The organism is Kitasatospora sp. NPDC088548 (assembly GCF_044753005.1).
Lineage (GTDB): Bacteria > Actinomycetota > Actinomycetes > Streptomycetales > Streptomycetaceae > Kitasatospora.
This window is the reverse complement of record NZ_JBIVMI010000006.1, coordinates 24972-38536: the sequence shown is the minus strand read 5'-3', so window position 1 is coordinate 38536 and position 13565 is coordinate 24972. Positions and strand designations below refer to the sequence as shown.

The 13565-nt window shown below is 74.2% G+C and carries 14 protein-coding genes; 6 read left to right on the top strand and 8 right to left on the bottom strand.

The genetic code is table 11. From position 1 onward, the window contains the following. Position 1: 1 nt before the first annotated feature. From ACIP82_RS10515 to ACIP82_RS10505, 3 genes are all read right to left on the bottom strand, one after another. Positions 2–286 (bottom strand): DUF427 domain-containing protein, encoded by a 285-nt coding sequence (locus ACIP82_RS10515; RefSeq protein WP_363612732.1) that lies wholly within the window; start codon positions 284–286, stop codon positions 2–4. Positions 287–356: 70 nt separating this feature from the next. After that, on the bottom strand, positions 357–593 hold the full coding sequence (locus ACIP82_RS10510; protein ID WP_363612730.1) for a DUF6296 family protein: 237 nt from the start codon (positions 591–593) through the stop codon (positions 357–359). 33 nt (positions 594–626) lie between these two features. Then, complete coding sequence (locus ACIP82_RS10505) at positions 627–875, bottom strand: DUF2277 domain-containing protein (protein ID WP_363612728.1); 249 nt, start codon at positions 873–875, stop codon at positions 627–629. Between the two features lie 197 nt (positions 876–1072). Between ACIP82_RS10505 and ACIP82_RS10500 the strand changes: the two genes are divergently transcribed. Then, positions 1073–2329 carry an MFS transporter gene (locus tag ACIP82_RS10500; protein WP_363612726.1) on the top strand — a complete coding sequence of 419 codons (1257 nt, stop codon included), beginning with the start codon at positions 1073–1075 and terminating at the stop codon, positions 2327–2329. A gap of 43 nt (positions 2330–2372) precedes the next feature. Here the strand turns inward: ACIP82_RS10500 and ACIP82_RS10495 are convergent, their stop codons facing one another. Further along, positions 2373–3731: a serine hydrolase domain-containing protein gene (locus ACIP82_RS10495; protein ID WP_400652796.1), complete on the bottom strand. Its 1359-nt coding sequence runs from the start codon at positions 3729–3731 to the stop codon at positions 2373–2375. 210 nt (positions 3732–3941) lie between these two features. After that, positions 3942–4508, bottom strand: coding sequence for a DJ-1/PfpI family protein (locus ACIP82_RS10490; protein WP_363612722.1), 567 nt, complete (start codon positions 4506–4508; stop codon positions 3942–3944). Positions 4509–4747: 239 nt separating this feature from the next. Here ACIP82_RS10490 and ACIP82_RS10485 point away from each other — a divergent pair, with 239 nt between their 5' ends. The 3 genes from ACIP82_RS10485 (at position 4748) to ACIP82_RS10475 (ending at position 7421) form a co-directional block, all read left to right on the top strand. Beyond that, complete coding sequence (locus ACIP82_RS10485) at positions 4748–5296, top strand: RBBP9/YdeN family alpha/beta hydrolase (RefSeq protein ID WP_400652795.1); 549 nt, start codon at positions 4748–4750, stop codon at positions 5294–5296. A 33-nt stretch (positions 5297–5329) separates the two neighbouring features. Then, positions 5330–5917: a hypothetical protein gene (locus ACIP82_RS10480; protein WP_400652793.1), complete on the top strand. Its 588-nt coding sequence runs from the start codon at positions 5330–5332 to the stop codon at positions 5915–5917. A 214-nt stretch (positions 5918–6131) separates the two neighbouring features. Continuing rightward, positions 6132–7421: a glycerophosphodiester phosphodiesterase gene (locus ACIP82_RS10475; protein WP_363612716.1), complete on the top strand. Its 1290-nt coding sequence runs from the start codon at positions 6132–6134 to the stop codon at positions 7419–7421. A gap of 64 nt (positions 7422–7485) precedes the next feature. Here the strand turns inward: ACIP82_RS10475 and ACIP82_RS10470 are convergent, their stop codons facing one another. The 3 genes from ACIP82_RS10470 to ACIP82_RS10460 all read right to left on the bottom strand — a co-directional run bounded on the left by ACIP82_RS10470 (position 7486) and on the right by ACIP82_RS10460 (position 11457). Further along, a complete protein-coding gene (locus tag ACIP82_RS10470) occupies positions 7486–9762 on the bottom strand; it encodes a transglycosylase domain-containing protein (RefSeq protein ID WP_400652791.1) in 2277 nt (758 codons plus the stop codon). 57 nt (positions 9763–9819) lie between these two features. Next, positions 9820–10323, bottom strand: a complete 504-nt coding sequence (locus tag ACIP82_RS10465; protein WP_400652790.1) for an alpha/beta hydrolase — start codon at positions 10321–10323, stop codon at positions 9820–9822. Positions 10324–10398: 75 nt separating this feature from the next. Continuing rightward, positions 10399–11457 (bottom strand): hypothetical protein, encoded by a 1059-nt coding sequence (locus tag ACIP82_RS10460; protein WP_400652789.1) that lies wholly within the window; start codon positions 11455–11457, stop codon positions 10399–10401. 131 nt (positions 11458–11588) lie between these two features. On the opposite strand from ACIP82_RS10460, the gene ACIP82_RS10455 reads away from it, so the two are divergent. Both ACIP82_RS10455 and ACIP82_RS10450 read left to right on the top strand, forming a co-directional pair. Continuing rightward, positions 11589–12638 carry an SPFH domain-containing protein gene (locus ACIP82_RS10455; protein WP_400652788.1) on the top strand — a complete coding sequence of 350 codons (1050 nt, stop codon included), beginning with the start codon at positions 11589–11591 and terminating at the stop codon, positions 12636–12638. Then, positions 12635–13534 (top strand): hypothetical protein, encoded by a 900-nt coding sequence (locus ACIP82_RS10450; protein WP_400652786.1) that lies wholly within the window; start codon positions 12635–12637, stop codon positions 13532–13534. The genes ACIP82_RS10455 and ACIP82_RS10450 overlap by 4 nt, the downstream gene beginning before the upstream one ends. Positions 13535–13565 lie beyond the last annotated feature (31 nt).

Sequence of the window (13565 nt, the reverse complement as noted above, 5' to 3'; positions counted from 1 at the left end):
GCTACTCGGTGATCTCCACCCCGCGCCAGAAGGCCACCCGGCCCCGGACGTGCTCCGCCTCGGGCTTCGGGTCGGCGTAGTACCAGGCCGCGTCCGGGTTGGTCCGGCCGTCCACGGTCAGCGTGTAGTACTCCGCGGTGCCCTTCCAGCTACAGACGGTGGTGGTGTCGGACGGGCTCAGGTACTCCGCGCGGACCGAATCGGCCGGGAAGTAGTGGTTGCCCTCGACGACGGTGGTGTCATCGCTCTCGGCGATGACCTGGCCCTGCCAGCGCGCTGTGGTCATGTGTCGATTCTGCCCGGCTCCGCGGGCCGACAACCGCCGGGTCGGCCGGCCCGCGGCAGGCGGTCGCCGACTACGGCAGCGGCTCGGCGTGGACGGGGAGATGCACGGACTGGTGGCCCCCGCTGGCGAGGATCCGGACCTCCCCCGCCTCACTGATCTCGGCCCGGACGATGCCGCTGTCGTCCTCGTACACGGGGTGCCCGCCGGGACCGACCGTCGCCGTGCGGCTGACCACCACGACATCCTGCGGGGCCTGGGTGCCGGGGGTGCCCGGGAACGTGAGCACATAACGATGGGCGGGGTTCATCACCGGCCTCCTGGTCCCTGTTCCGCCGCCGGTCTAGACGGTCGCGTCGGCGGTGGCGTGGTCGGCACGGGCGGGGGCGCCGCGTACCTCGAGCTCGGCGAGCAGCCGGGCGGTGGCCTCGGCGACCGCCTCGACGGCCCGGTCGAAGGCCTCCTGGTTGTGGGCCGCCGGGGCTCGGAAACCGGACACCTTCCGCACGTACTGCAGGGCGGCCGCGTGGAAGTCCTCCGTTCCGGCGTCGGGCGTCACGGGCGGTCGCAGTGTCTTGATATTGCGGCACATGACCCCAGTCTCGCGCCTGGGCGCCCGCCTGGCGACCCCCGTGCGTCACCGTCTTGCCATGAGCTCCACACGGGGGCGCCATCCGGCCCGGCTAGGATTCCGCACGAACCCGTCACCCCCGCCCTGTCCCGTGCTGTCCTCGCGCGGCCCCTTCCTCCCGCCGCCCCCGCGTGCGGGCGTCACTCCGGAGTACCCCCTTGCCACTCGCGCTGGTTGCCCTGGCCGTCACCGCGTTCGCCATCGGCACCACCGAATTCGCCGCCATGGGGCTGCTCCCCCAGGTGGCCGACAGCCTCGACGTCTCCATCCCGCAGGCCGGCTGGCTGATCTCCGCGTACGCCATCGGAGTGGTGATCGGCGCCCCGCTGCTCACCGCCCTCGCGGCCGGGCGGCCGCGCAAGGCGGTCCTGGTCGCCCTGGCCGGCCTGTTCGCGACCGGCAACCTGCTCTGCGCGCTCGCCCCCGACTTCTGGTCGCTGGCCGCGGCGCGGCTGGTCACCGGGCTGCCGCACGGCGCGTTCTTCGGCGCCGGGGCGGTGGCCGCCGCCGAGCTGGTCGCCCCGCAGCGACGGGCCAGGGCGGTCGCCGTGATGTTCTCCGGTCTGACCGTCGCCAACATCGTCGGCGTGCCGGTCGCCACCCTGCTCGGCCAGCACCTCGGCTGGCGGGCGACCATGCTGGTGGTGGTCGTGATCGGGGCCGCCGGAACGCTCGCCATCGCCCGTCTGGTACCCCAACTGCCCTCCCCCGCGCAGTCCGGGCTGCGGCACGAGCTGCGCACGTTCCGCGACGGGCAGCTATGGCTGGCGCTGGCCACCGTGGTGTTCGGCTGCGGCGGCTTCTTCGCCTGCTACAGCTACATCGCGCCGCTGCTCACCGAGGTCTCCGGATACGCCACCGGGTCGGTGACCCTGGTGCTGGCGCTGTTCGGCGTCGGGATGACGATCGGCAACGTGCTGGGCGGCTTCGCGGCCGACCGGGCGCTGCGCCCGACCGTCTGCGTCGCCTTCCTGCTGCTCGCCGCGACCCTCGCCCTGTTCGCGGTGACCGCCCGCACCGAGTGGTCGGCCGCCGTCACGGTGGTGCTGGTGGGGATGTTCGGCTTCGCGATCGTGCCCGCCGTGCAGACCCTGGTGATGCAGAAGGCGCGCAGCGCGCCGACCCTGGCCTCGGCGACCGTGCAGGGCGCGTTCAACCTGGCCAACGCCCAGGGGGCGTACTTCGGCGGCCTTGCCCTGGACGCCGGGCTCGGCTGGACCTCGCCCACGCTGGTCGGCGCCGGGCTGGCCGCCTCGGGAGCGGTGATCGCGGTGATCGCCTGGGCCGCCGACCGTCGCCCCCGGCACCGGCCGGTGCCGGGGGCGACGGAGCTTCCCGCGGCTTCCCCGGTGCCGGGCGGGCGTGCCCCGGTGCCGGACGGCGAGCCGTGCACCGGGGCGGGGCTGCCCGGCTGAGCGGCTCCGGACGCCCGGACCGCTACCCGGCGGGCCGGGCCGGTCAGCCGATCCGCCCGGCGCTCTCCGGGAGCCCGGCCGCCGACGGGGCGGCTGCCGCCGCGGCCGGCGGGCGGCCGCCGCACATCCCGGTGGCGACCAGGTTGTCGAAGGCGGCGTTGGCGGCGGGTCCGTTGGAGACGTCATAGGGGTTGATGGAGGCGGCGAACTGGCGCTGTCCGTGGACCTCGCCGAGCATCATGGTGCTGTAGCCGGGGATGCCTCCGCCGTGGCCCCAGTACTCGCCACAGGGGCCGTCCTTCCGCTGGAGGCCCAGGCCGTAGGTGGTGCCCTCGCCGTAGGCGCTGGTCCGCTTCATCTCGCGGAGTTCGGCCGGGCCGAGCAGCCGCCCGCCGAGCAGGGCGGAGATGAACGTGGTGAGGTCGGCGGTGGTGGAGATACCGGCCCCGGCCGAGCCGGCCATGGACGGGTCGAGCGAGGTGACGTCCTCCGGGCCGCCGGCGACCTGGTAGTAGCCGTTGGCGTGCGGGCCGGGAATGACGGGCGAGTTGATCGGCATCGAGGTGCCGGTCAGGCCGAGGGGCTGGATGATCCGGCGCTCGACCTCGTCGGCCCAGCTCCGGCCGGTGACCCGCTCGATCATCATCCCGGCCAGGATGTAGTTGGTGTTGGAGTAGTGCCAGCCCTGGCCGGGGGCGAAGTACGGCGGGTGGGTGTTGGCGAGGTCGACGAGCTGCTGCGGCTGGTACGACGTGTAGCGGCCGCCGCTGAGCCACGCCTGGAGCCTGGCGGGGTCCGAGAGGTCGAAGGAGGCGTCCTCGGTGTAGTTGAAGAGGCCGCTGGTGTGGTTGAGCAGCTGGCGGACGGTGATCCCCGAGCCGTTCGGCACCGCGCCGGGCAGGATCGTCTCGACGGAGTCGTCCAGCCGGATCCGGTGCTCGGCGGCGAGTTGGAGGATCACCGTCGAGACGAAGGTCTTGGTCACGCTGCCGATCCGGAACCGGCCGTCGGCGGTGGCGGGCGCGCCGGTGGCGAGGTCGGCGGTGCCGGCCGCGCGCTGCCACGTGATGCGGTAGTCCTCGCGCACCGCCGCGAGTGTGGCCGAGGCGCCGCCCGCCTTCACCATGCCGCGCACGGCGTCGTCGAGCGCCGACCGGTCCACGCGCAGCGCGGGCCCGGCGGCGGCCGGACCGGTACCGGGGGCCGTCGGCCGGTAGGGCGAGGTGCCCTGCGCGCCGGCGGCCGGGGCGAGGGTGCCCAGCAGACCCGCGCCCGCGATCACGACGACCGCCGCCCGGGCGGCCAGCGCGCTCCGTCGTCGCTGCCGCCCCCGCCCGGCGACGTCCACGCCGTCCGCCCGGTCCGCCCGGTCGTTCGCCCCGCTGTTCAGTGCCCCTGCCATGCCAGCCTCCCGCGTTCGAACGGGCGGATCCGCACAACACCCGCCCCGGTCACGACAGCTGACACTCTGACAGTCGGCCCGCACCCCGGTCGTCAGCCCCAGGGCCTGGTGCGCATCCGACCCAGGTCCCATCTTCTCCGGCCGAGTCGCTACGCCTCAGGTCGGGCACCGACCCTGACACCCCCTCGGGGGCACGTCCGGCGGCCGAGGTCAGGCGAGCGGCGCCTTGACCCGCAGCACCTCGACGAACGCCCGGATCCACGCCGGGTGGTCGGGCCAGGCGCGGGCCGAGACGACCACTCCGTCCACGACCGCCTCGCCGTCCACGTACTCGGCGCCGGCGGCGGCCACATCGGGCTCCAGCGCCGGGTAGGCGGCGCTGCGGCGGCCGGTGAGCACCCCGGCGGCGGCGGTGATCAGCGGGCCGTGGCAGATCTGCGCGACGGGCTTGTCGGCCTCGAAGAAGTGCCGGACGATCCGCTTCACGTCGGCGTTGTTGCGCAGGTACTCGGGGGCGCGGCCGCCGGGGACGACCAGCGCGACGTAGTCGGCCGGGTCCACGTCGGCGAGGGCGAGATCGGCCGGCCAGGTGTAGCCGGGCTTCTCGGTGTAGGTGTCGAAACCGTCGACGAAGTCGTGGACGACGAACTGGAGCCGCTTCCTGGTCGGCGCCGCGATGTCGACCTGGTAGCCCTCCTCGCGCAGCCGCTGGTAGGGGTAGAACACCTCCAGCGACTCCGCGGCATCACCGGTGACGAGCAGGATCTTCGATGCCATCGCGGACATCCCTCCATATGATCGACCGTCAGACATGGTGCGGGCCCGGGCCGGTGGTGTCCGGCAGGGCCTGGAACAACCTCCCGCACCGGGCGTCTCCGGCGCAACAGGGCGCACCGGGTGCAGAACAGCGCGTGAGCGGTCGCGCGCGCCCCCCTCGGACCGGGCGGGGCTCCGGGGCTGGGCGCCCCCTAGACTCCTGCTGCCCGCGCCCGCTCTCCCGGAGGGACTCCGTTCCGATGTCGGACCGCACCACCTACCTCGTCCTGCCCGGCTACCAGAACTCGGGGCCCGAGCACTGGCAGAGCCGCTGGGAGGCCGCGGAGCCGGCGGCGTTCCGGCGGGTCCGGCAGGAGGGCTGGGACCACCCGGATCCGGAGTCCTGGGTGGCCCGGCTGGACGCGGCGGTCGTGGACGCGGCCGCCGACGGTCCGGTGGTCCTGGTGGCCCACAGTCTGGGCTGTGTGACGGTGGCCCGCTGGGTCGCCGCCGCTCCGGCCGGCCGGACCGCCGCCGTCCGGGGCGCGCTGCTGGTCGCGCCCGCCGACGTCGACCACGCGGACGTCCAGGAGCTGACGGGTTTCCGCCCGGTGGCCCTGCGGCCGTTCCCGTTCCCGTCGGTGGTGGTGTCCAGCACCGACGACCCCTGGGTCGCCCCGGACCGCGCCCAGGCGTTCGCCCGGGCGTGGGGCGCCCGGTACGTCGAGCCCGGCGCGTACGGTCACCTCAACGCCGAATCCGGCCTGGGCGACTGGCCGGCGGGGCGGAAGCTGCTCCTGGAGCTCTGAGACATCCACGCCAGGAGGCAGGGGGGTACGACAATGCCGACAGCGCATCGCGGGGCGGTGCGGCGGCTGCTGACCGTCGCCGGGCTGCTGTCCGTGGTCCTCTACACCGAGGGCCAGTGGGAGAGCCGTTCCGGCGGCCGGATGCTGGTGGCGGACCTGCTGAACCGGCCCGAGCCGCTGCTCGGCTCGGCGCTCGCCGCGCTGATCACCGCCGCCTGGCTCGGCGGGCGCCGCACGGCCACCCGGACCGCGGTCCGGGCCGTCGCGGTGACCGCCGGCGTGCTCTTCCTGATCGGGGTGCTCGCCGTCCACGTGTCCGCGGCGGACGAGACGCGCAGCCGTCAGGACGCCCCGACCCGGCCGGAGCGGACGCTGGTCGTGGTGCACCGCTCGTACGGCTCGGAGACCGAGGCCAACAGCTGGCAGATCCTGTTGGAGACCGGCTCCGGCTGGTCCGGACGGCGCTGGTCGCTCGGCACCGTCGACGGGAGGTTCCCCGGCGAGGGCGCCTTCCTGGCGGCCACCTGGACCGGCCCCGACCAGGTCACCGTGGTCACCGACACGCACCGTCGCGTCTTCAACGTGGACCCGGACACCGGCGAGCCGGTGGAGGCGCGGTAGCCGCCCGGCGCACCCGGGCCGTCGAAGCCGTGCACCCGGGCCGTCGTCCGCCCGACGGCGGCCGGGCGCCTGAGTACGGGTACCCACACCGCCCGGCGCGCGGGCGGAGATTCGCCCGCAGTTCGCCCGACGGCCACCCGGCGGGGCGCCGCTGCTCCTAGTCTGCGGGCGACGACCAGCACCGCCATGACAACAGTGCGAGCAAGGAGCATCCATGACGTACCGTCCGCTCGACGGCAGCAGCCCGGCTCACGACGCCCAGGACGCGGGCGGCGAGGCGGGGGCCGCCTCCTCACGGCGCCGGTTCCTGCGCGCGACCGGCGTGGTCGGTCTCGGCACCGCCTTCGCCGCCGCCGGCGCCGGTGAGGCGCTCGCGGCCCCGGCCGACGACCAGCCCGACGCCTCCGACGAGCGCGGTGCCGCCGCCGCCCGCCCCACCGGCACCCGCACGCCGGTGCGCACCGGCACCGGCCTGGACCGGCTGCCGCACCCGCTGATCATCGGCCACCGGGGCGCCCCCGGCTACCGGCCCGAGGAGACCCTGGGCTCGTACGAGCTGGCCCTGGAGCTCGGCGCGGACGTCATCGAGCCGGACCTCGTCCCGACCAGGGACGGCCACCTGGTCGTCCGGCACGAGAACAACATCGCGGAGACCACCGACGTCGCCGACCACCCCGAGTTCGCGAGCCGCAAGGCGACCAAGAACATCGACGGCCAGCCGCTCACCGGCTGGTTCACCGAGGACTTCACGCTCGCCGAGCTGCGCACCCTGCGTGCCAAGGAGCGCCTGCCGCAGCAGCGCCAGCGCAACACCCTGTACGACGGCCGGTGGCAGATCCTCACCTTCCGCGAGCTGGCCGACTTCGCCCGCAAGCGCTCGCGCGAGCTCGGCCGCGAGGTCTGGCTCTACCCGGAGACCAAGCACCCGAGCTACTTCCGCTCGATCGGCCTGCCGCTGGAGGAGCGGCTGGCGGACGAGCTGCGCCGGGCGGGCCTGGCCGGCAAGCGCGGGCGGGCGATCCTGCAGTCCTTCGAACCGAGCAGCCTGCAGCGGCTGGCCAAGCTGGTCGACAACCCGCGGATCCAGCTGCTGAGCGGCCTGACCAGCCAGCCGTACGACTTCGTGCTCTCCGGCGACAAGCGCACGGTGGCCGATCTGGTCACCCCGGCGGGCCTGCGCTGGATCGCCTCCTTCGCGCACGGCATCGGCCCGACCACCCAGCTGATCGCCCCGGTGGACGCGGCCGGGAAGCTGCTGCCGCCGACCACCCTGGTCCGCGACGCGCACGCGGCCGACCTGCTGCTGCACCCGTACACGGTGCGCAACGAGAACAGCTTCCTGCCAGTGGACTACCGGCGCGGCACCGACCCCAACGCGTACGGGGACGCGATCGGCTGGGCCCGGTACCTGTACGAGCTGGGCGTGGACGGCTTCTTCACCGACCAGACCGACACCACCGTGCTGGCCCGGCAGGACTTCTGGGCCGCCAAGGGCGTCAACTGACCCCGCCCGCACGGTGACACGCCCGCGCCCCGGACCGTTCGACGCGGTCCGGGGCACGGCGGTGTCACTGGTCGTCGGCGGGCGGCTGGCTCGGGCGCGTGGTGTGCGGCCGGCCTGATCCCGCGCTACCGCCCCCGGACGACGGCTGGCCGCTGCCGGGCGCGTTGGTGCCGGAGCCGGTCGGGCTCGTGGACGGGTCGCGCTTGGGCGGCGGGTCCGGGATGTAGACGGTGTCGAAGGTCTCCTCCGGCATGTTCCTCAGCGCCTGGTTCATGGCCAGCTGCCAGATCGGGCCCGGGCCGGTGGCGCCGAAGATCTCCGGGTAGTACCTGCCGCCGATCCGGATGTTCTTCATCGGCACGCCCTTGGACGGGCCGCCGAGCCAGACCGAGGCGGCCAGGTTGGCGGTGTAGCCGCTGAACCAGGCCGACTTCTTCTCGTCGGTGGTGCCGGTCTTGCCCGCGATCTGCCGGCCGTCGTCCAGGCCGAGGTCGCGCGCGGTGCCGCCCTTCTCGGTCACCCCGAGCAGGACGGTGTTGATGACGTCCGCGGTGTTCTCGGACATCACCCGCTCGCACTTGGCGGGGCTCACCGGCACGTCCTTGCCGTCCATCGTGGTGATCCCGCTGATCGCCAGCGGCGCGCAGTGGGTGCCCCCGGCGGCGAAGGTGGCGTAGACGTTCGCCATCACCAGCGGGCTCACCTCCTGGGTGCCGAGGCCCAGCGCGGGCAGCTCCTGGAGCGGATCACCGCTCGCCTTGCCCGCGACACCCAGCTTGTTGGCCATCTGCTTGACCGCGCAGAGGCCGATCTCCTGCTCCATCTGCACGAAGTAGGTGTTCACCGAGAGGGCCATCGCCTGCTTCAGGTCGTACGGACCCTCCTCACTGGAGGACTCGTTGGGGATCGAGCCGCCCTTCTTGCCCTTCTCCAGGTTCTTCCAGGTGCCGTCGCAGGTCTTGATCGTCGGCCAGTCCATCCGGTTCGGCGACGGGTACGACTGGGTGGCCGGCAGCCCGGCCTCCAGGGCGGCGGCGGCCACGATCGGCTTGAAGTTGGAGCCGGGCTGGAAGCCGTTGCCGCCGCCCATCGCCGCGTCCACGTTGTAGTTGACGACGGTCTCGTTCTTGTTCGGGTCCAGCCCGTAGGGGCGGGTCTGGGCCATCGCCAGGATCTTGCCGCTGCCCGGCTCGACCATGGTCACGGCCGCCGAGACCGGGTCGGTGACGTAGACCCGCTTGGTCACCGCGTTCTGGGCGGCGGCCTGCTTGTCCGGGTCCAGGGTGGTGTAGATGTTCAGCCCGCCCTGGTCCCACAGCTTCTTGCGCTCGGCGGCGGTCTTGCCGAACACCGGGTCCTGCCTGACCACGTGCCGGACGTAGTCGCAGAAGAAGCCCGTGCCCGCGTTGGCCATGATGCAGCCGCTCTGCGGGTCCTTGTAGTGGAGGCCGAGCGGGGCGGCCTTGGCCTCCCGCGCCTGCTCGGCGGTGATGTGCTTGCTCTCCACCATCTTGTCGATGACGGTGTCCCGGCGCTTCTGCGCGGCCACCGGGTGCAGCTTCGGGTCGTACTGGGAGGGGTTCTGCACCAGGCCCGCGAGCGTGGCCGCCTCGGGGAGCGTCAGGTCGATGGCGTCCTTGCTGAAGTAGCGCTGGGAGGCCGCCTGGATGCCGTACGCCTGGTGCCCGTAGAAGGTGATGTTCAGGTAGTTGGTGAGGATCTGATCCTTCGTCAGGTCCTCTTCCAGCTTGATGGCGTACTTGAGCTCCTGGATCTTGCGGCCCAGCGTCTTGCGCTGCGCCTCCAGGACGGCGGCCTGGTCGTCGCCGGCCTTCTCGACGTTGACGTTCTTCACGTACTGCTGGGTCAGGGTCGAGGCGCCCTGCACGGTGGCGCCGCTCTCCGCGTTCTTGGTGATGGCCCGGAGGACACCCTTGAGGTCGACCGCGCCGTGCTCGTAGAAGCGGGCGTCCTCGATGTCCACCTGGGCCTGGCGTATCAGGGGGGACATCCGGTCGGCGGTGATCACCGTGCGGTCGCGCTCGAAGACCTTGGCGATCAGGCCGCCCTTGGCGTCGAAGATCTGGGTGGCCTGGGTGAGCGGCGGGGCCTTGAAGTCGTCCGGAATGCTCTCGAAGCTCTCGACACCGCTCTTCGCACCGAGGCCGAGCGCCCCCGCCGCGGGCAGCACCAGACCCGCCAGCAGGACGCCGCCCAGCGTGCTGTAGCCGAGGAACTTCGCCGCGTGGCCGGCCAGGGCGAGCGGGGTGGCGCGGCGCCGGGGTCGCGGCACCCACGTGTCGCCCGGGTCCGGGGAAGGTATGCGGCTCTTCGGTGGCATAGCTGGAACACTACGTCCACGAAAACCTTGTGTGGGGCGGGTGTTCGCCAAGCCAGGTTACAAATCTGCGACAGATTCGCCACGTTCGGATCGCTCGGCGCAGGCCCGCCGGGGAGGCCCCGCGCCGAGCGGGCCGTTCGCCCACGGCCCGTCCCACCGCGGGCGGTTCGGCTCCGGCGGCGACCGCCCTGCCCGGCCCCGCGCCGGCCGCGGTGACGCGGGGCGGACGGCAACCCGGGGCACGGACGGCGGGCCGGTCCGGGGCCCCGGCCGGCCGGCCGGGCGGCGGGTGTCCCCGGCGGTGCGGTGGCCGGTGACCAGGAAGTCCGTCACCACCGCGGCCCCGCAGGCGCTCCCGTTGGCGACGTGGGCATCGTGGCCGCCCGAGCCGACGACCACCATCCGGGCCCGTGTGCCGAGCGCCTCGCGGAGGCGGAGGGCGCCCTGGTAGGGCGTGGCCGGATCCCGCAGGTTCCGGGCGAGCAGGATGGCGGACAGGCCTCTGTCGGTGCCCCGCACCGGCGGCTCGGCGGACGCGTACGGCCGGAAGGCACAGGGCATGATGCCGGCGGGCCACCCGCCCCATCCGGTCAACCGGCCTGTGCGGGGCGGGGAGTTCCCTGCCCCGACACCGCCTCAGCCGGAGCGGCGTTTCCTGCGCAGGCCGGCCGCGGCGGCCACGGCGGCGATCACCACCAGCAGGCCGAGAGCACCGCTCGACGGCCCGCCGGACGAGTCGCCGGCGGAGGCGGCGGGCGCCCCGGAGGGCGGCGGGGCGGGTGCGGCCGCAGGGGGCGAGGACGGCGAGGTGGACGGTACCGGCTGGACGGTGTCCGGGAGTTGGCCGTCGTCGAGCGGTGAGCGCCAGACCGGGCTGCCCTTTCCCTCGCTGCCGTAGAGCAGCGCCCGGCCGTCCGCGGTGAAGGTGACCGACTCGCCCTGGCGCTGCAACGGCGCGCTGAGCGGCGTGGGCTGACCGGGTGCACCGTCCTGCCAGCGGTAGAGGGTGGCGGAGAAGTAGCCGCGCAGGACGAGCCGGGTGCCGTCCGGCGAGAAGGCGCCGTCCGTGGTCCAGGGGGCGTCGCCGATCCGGCGGAAGGTGTTGACGCCGGTGGCCGACAGCTTCTCGGGGCCCTGGTAGAGGCCGCCGCCGCCCTGCTTCTTGCTGGCGATGTAGGCCCGGCCGGTCACCGGGTGGACCATCAGTGCCTCGGCGTCGCGCGGCCCGTCCTCGTAGCGCACCCGGTAGCGGACGGCGTCCACGGTCTGGTCGCGCAGCTCGGCGGGTTCGGCGAAGGCGTAGATCCAGACCTCGGGCCAGGTGCCGCCGAGGTTGTCCCCGATGTCGCCGAGGTAGAGCCGCCCGTCGGGGCCGAGCGAGATCGCCTCGACGTCGCGCGGCTTGACGCCGCGCAGGGTGACGGTGGCGACGGTGCGGCCCTCGCTGTCGACGGCGTAGACGTAGGGGCCGTCGTCGCTGTCGTTGTGCGTCCAGTAGACGCCCGGGTGGGCCTGGCTGGCGGCGAGGCCGCTGGACTCGGTGATGCGCGGGTCGGTGAGGGTGAACAGCTCGCCGGCGCCGTCGGCCGCGCGGGCGGGCCCGCCACCCGCCCCGACCGCGCAGGCGGCCGCGAGCAGCACCGCCGAGGCGCGCACCGCCCCCCGGTACCGCTCCCGCGCCGTGTCCGTTCGCATCCTCAGCACCCGGCGATCCTCCCACGAGGGCCCGCGCCGGGGGGCTCGGGCTCCGCCCACCCCTTTTCGTCACCTTGACGAGATTGCGGACTCCGCAATATCGTCCTAGTGACGAAAAGAGGGAGTAACTCATGGCCGACATCAGCAAGCGCTTCGGACTGCGCCATCTGCGCGCCGTCCCCACCGCCCACATCCGCCACCTGAACCGAGGGGAGATCGCCCACGAGGGCACCGGGCTGGCCTTCTGGTTCCGCCCGCTCACCGCCGCCCTCTCCGAGGTGCCGGTGGACGACCGCGAACTCGCCATGCTCTTCCACGCCCGCACCTCCGACTTCCAGGACGTCACCGTCCAGGCCACGCTCACCTACCGGATCACCGAACCGGCCACCGCGGCCACCCGCGTGGACTTCGGCATCGACCCGGACACCGGCGCCTGGCGCGCCGCCCCGCTCGACCAGCTCGCCACCCTGCTCACCGAGACCGCCCAGCAGCACGCCCTCGGCCTGCTCGCCCGCACCCCGCTCGCCACCGCGCTGGTCGACGGTGTCAGCGCGGTCCGCGAGCGGATGGCCGCCGGACTCGCCGCCGAGCCCCGGATCACCGAGACCGGGCTCGCCGTGATCGCCGTCCGGGTGGTCGCGCTGCGCCCCGAGCCGGAGGTGGAGCGCGCGCTGCGCACCCCCGCCCGCGAACTGGTCCAGCAGGAGGCCGACCGGGCCACCTTCGAGCGGCGGGCCGTCGCCGTGGAGCACGAGCGCGGCATCGCCGAGAACGAACTCGCCAACCGGATCGAACTGGCCCGCCGGGAGGAACAGTTGCTCGCCCAGCAGGGCGCCAACAGCCGGCTCCAGGCGGAGGAGGAGGCGGTCGCCGACAAGGTCCGCACCGAGGCCGAGGCCGAGCGCCGCACCCGGCTCGCCACCGCCGAGGCCGACGCCGCCCGCGCCCTCGGCGACGCCCGCGCCGCCGCCGAGGCGGCCTGGCTGACCGCCCACCAGCAGGCCGACCCGGGCGTCCTGCGGGCGCTCGCCCTGATGCGGCTGGCGGAGCACCTGCCCCGGATCGACAGCGTCACCCTCACCCCGGACGTGCTCACCGGGCTGCTGGCCAGGCTCGGCGCACCGGCGGGCGCCCAGGGCGGCGGTCCCAGCGGGGGCAACGGCGGCGGGGCCGGACGGTGAGCCTCGCACCGAGGGCGGTCCTGGTGCACCGCCGCACCGAGTACGACGAACTGCTCGCCCACCACGGCACGCCCGGCCAGGCCGCGTTCTTCCTCTCCTCCCGGGGCCGGTCCGTCGAGGAGGTGGAACAGCGCCACCGCCGGCAGACCGAGGCGCTGGGCAGGGCCGCGGCCGCCGTGCCGCTGGACTGGCGGCGCACCCGGGTGGAGCGGACCGACCTGCCGCGCTTCCTGTTCGAGCCGGAGGACGTGGTGGTCGTGGTCGGCCAGGACGGACTGGTCGCCAACGTCGCCAAGTACCTGGACGGGCAGCCGGTGATCGGGGTGGACGGCGACCCCGGCCGCAACCCCGGCGTGCTGGTCCGGCACCGCGCCTCCGCGCTCTCCGCCCTGCTCCCGGCCGCCGTCAGCCGCACCGGCGCCCGGCACCTGGAGGAGCGCACCATGGTCGAGGCGGTCGCGGACGACACCCAGCGGCTGCTGGCCCTGAACGAGGTGTACCTCGGGCAGCCGGGCCACCAGACGGCGCGCTACCGCCTGGCGGTGAGCGGCGGCGAGGCGGAGCCGCAGGCCTCGTCGGGCGTGTTGGTCGGCACCGGGACCGGCGCCACCGGCTGGTGCCGCTCGGCCTGGCTGGAGCGCGGCGGCCCGGTCCAGCTGCCGGAGGCGGTCGCGCCGGCGCTCGCCTGGTTCGTCCGCGAGGCGTGGCCCTCCCCCGCGACCGGCACCAGCCGGGTGCACGGGGTGCTCGACGGCGGCCGGGAGCTGGTGCTGACGGTCGAGTCCGAGCGGCTGGTCGCCTTCGGGGACGGCATCGAGGCGGACGCGCTGGAGCTGACCTGGGGCCAGAGCATCCGGGTGGGCGTCGCCGCGTCCCGGCTGCGGCTGCTGGTGTGACGGCGTCGGCTGCGGCCGCTCGGCACCGGGG

Excerpts from the sequence above, each read along its gene's own strand:
- ACIP82_RS10485 (WP_400652795.1), top strand. The coding sequence starts at position 4,748 with ATGTCGGACCGCACCACCTACCTCGTCCTGCCCGGCTACCAGAACTCG.
- ACIP82_RS10515 (WP_363612732.1), bottom strand. The coding sequence starts at position 286 with ATGACCACAGCGCGCTGGCAGGGCCAGGTCATCGCCGAGAGCGATGAC.
- ACIP82_RS10465 (WP_400652790.1), bottom strand. The coding sequence starts at position 10,323 with ATGCCCTGTGCCTTCCGGCCGTACGCGTCCGCCGAGCCGCCGGTGCGG.
- ACIP82_RS10475 (WP_363612716.1), top strand. The coding sequence starts at position 6,132 with ATGACGTACCGTCCGCTCGACGGCAGCAGCCCGGCTCACGACGCCCAG.
- ACIP82_RS10470 (WP_400652791.1), bottom strand. The coding sequence starts at position 9,762 with ATGCCACCGAAGAGCCGCATACCTTCCCCGGACCCGGGCGACACGTGG.
- ACIP82_RS10505 (WP_363612728.1), bottom strand. The coding sequence starts at position 875 with ATGTGCCGCAATATCAAGACACTGCGACCGCCCGTGACGCCCGACGCC.
- ACIP82_RS10510 (WP_363612730.1), bottom strand. The coding sequence starts at position 593 with ATGAACCCCGCCCATCGTTATGTGCTCACGTTCCCGGGCACCCCCGGC.
- ACIP82_RS10460 (WP_400652789.1), bottom strand. The coding sequence starts at position 11,457 with ATGCGAACGGACACGGCGCGGGAGCGGTACCGGGGGGCGGTGCGCGCC.
- ACIP82_RS10495 (WP_400652796.1), bottom strand. The coding sequence starts at position 3,731 with ATGGCAGGGGCACTGAACAGCGGGGCGAACGACCGGGCGGACCGGGCG.
- ACIP82_RS10490 (WP_363612722.1), bottom strand. The coding sequence starts at position 4,508 with ATGGCATCGAAGATCCTGCTCGTCACCGGTGATGCCGCGGAGTCGCTG.
- ACIP82_RS10455 (WP_400652788.1), top strand. The coding sequence starts at position 11,589 with ATGGCCGACATCAGCAAGCGCTTCGGACTGCGCCATCTGCGCGCCGTC.
- ACIP82_RS10480 (WP_400652793.1), top strand. The coding sequence starts at position 5,330 with ATGCCGACAGCGCATCGCGGGGCGGTGCGGCGGCTGCTGACCGTCGCC.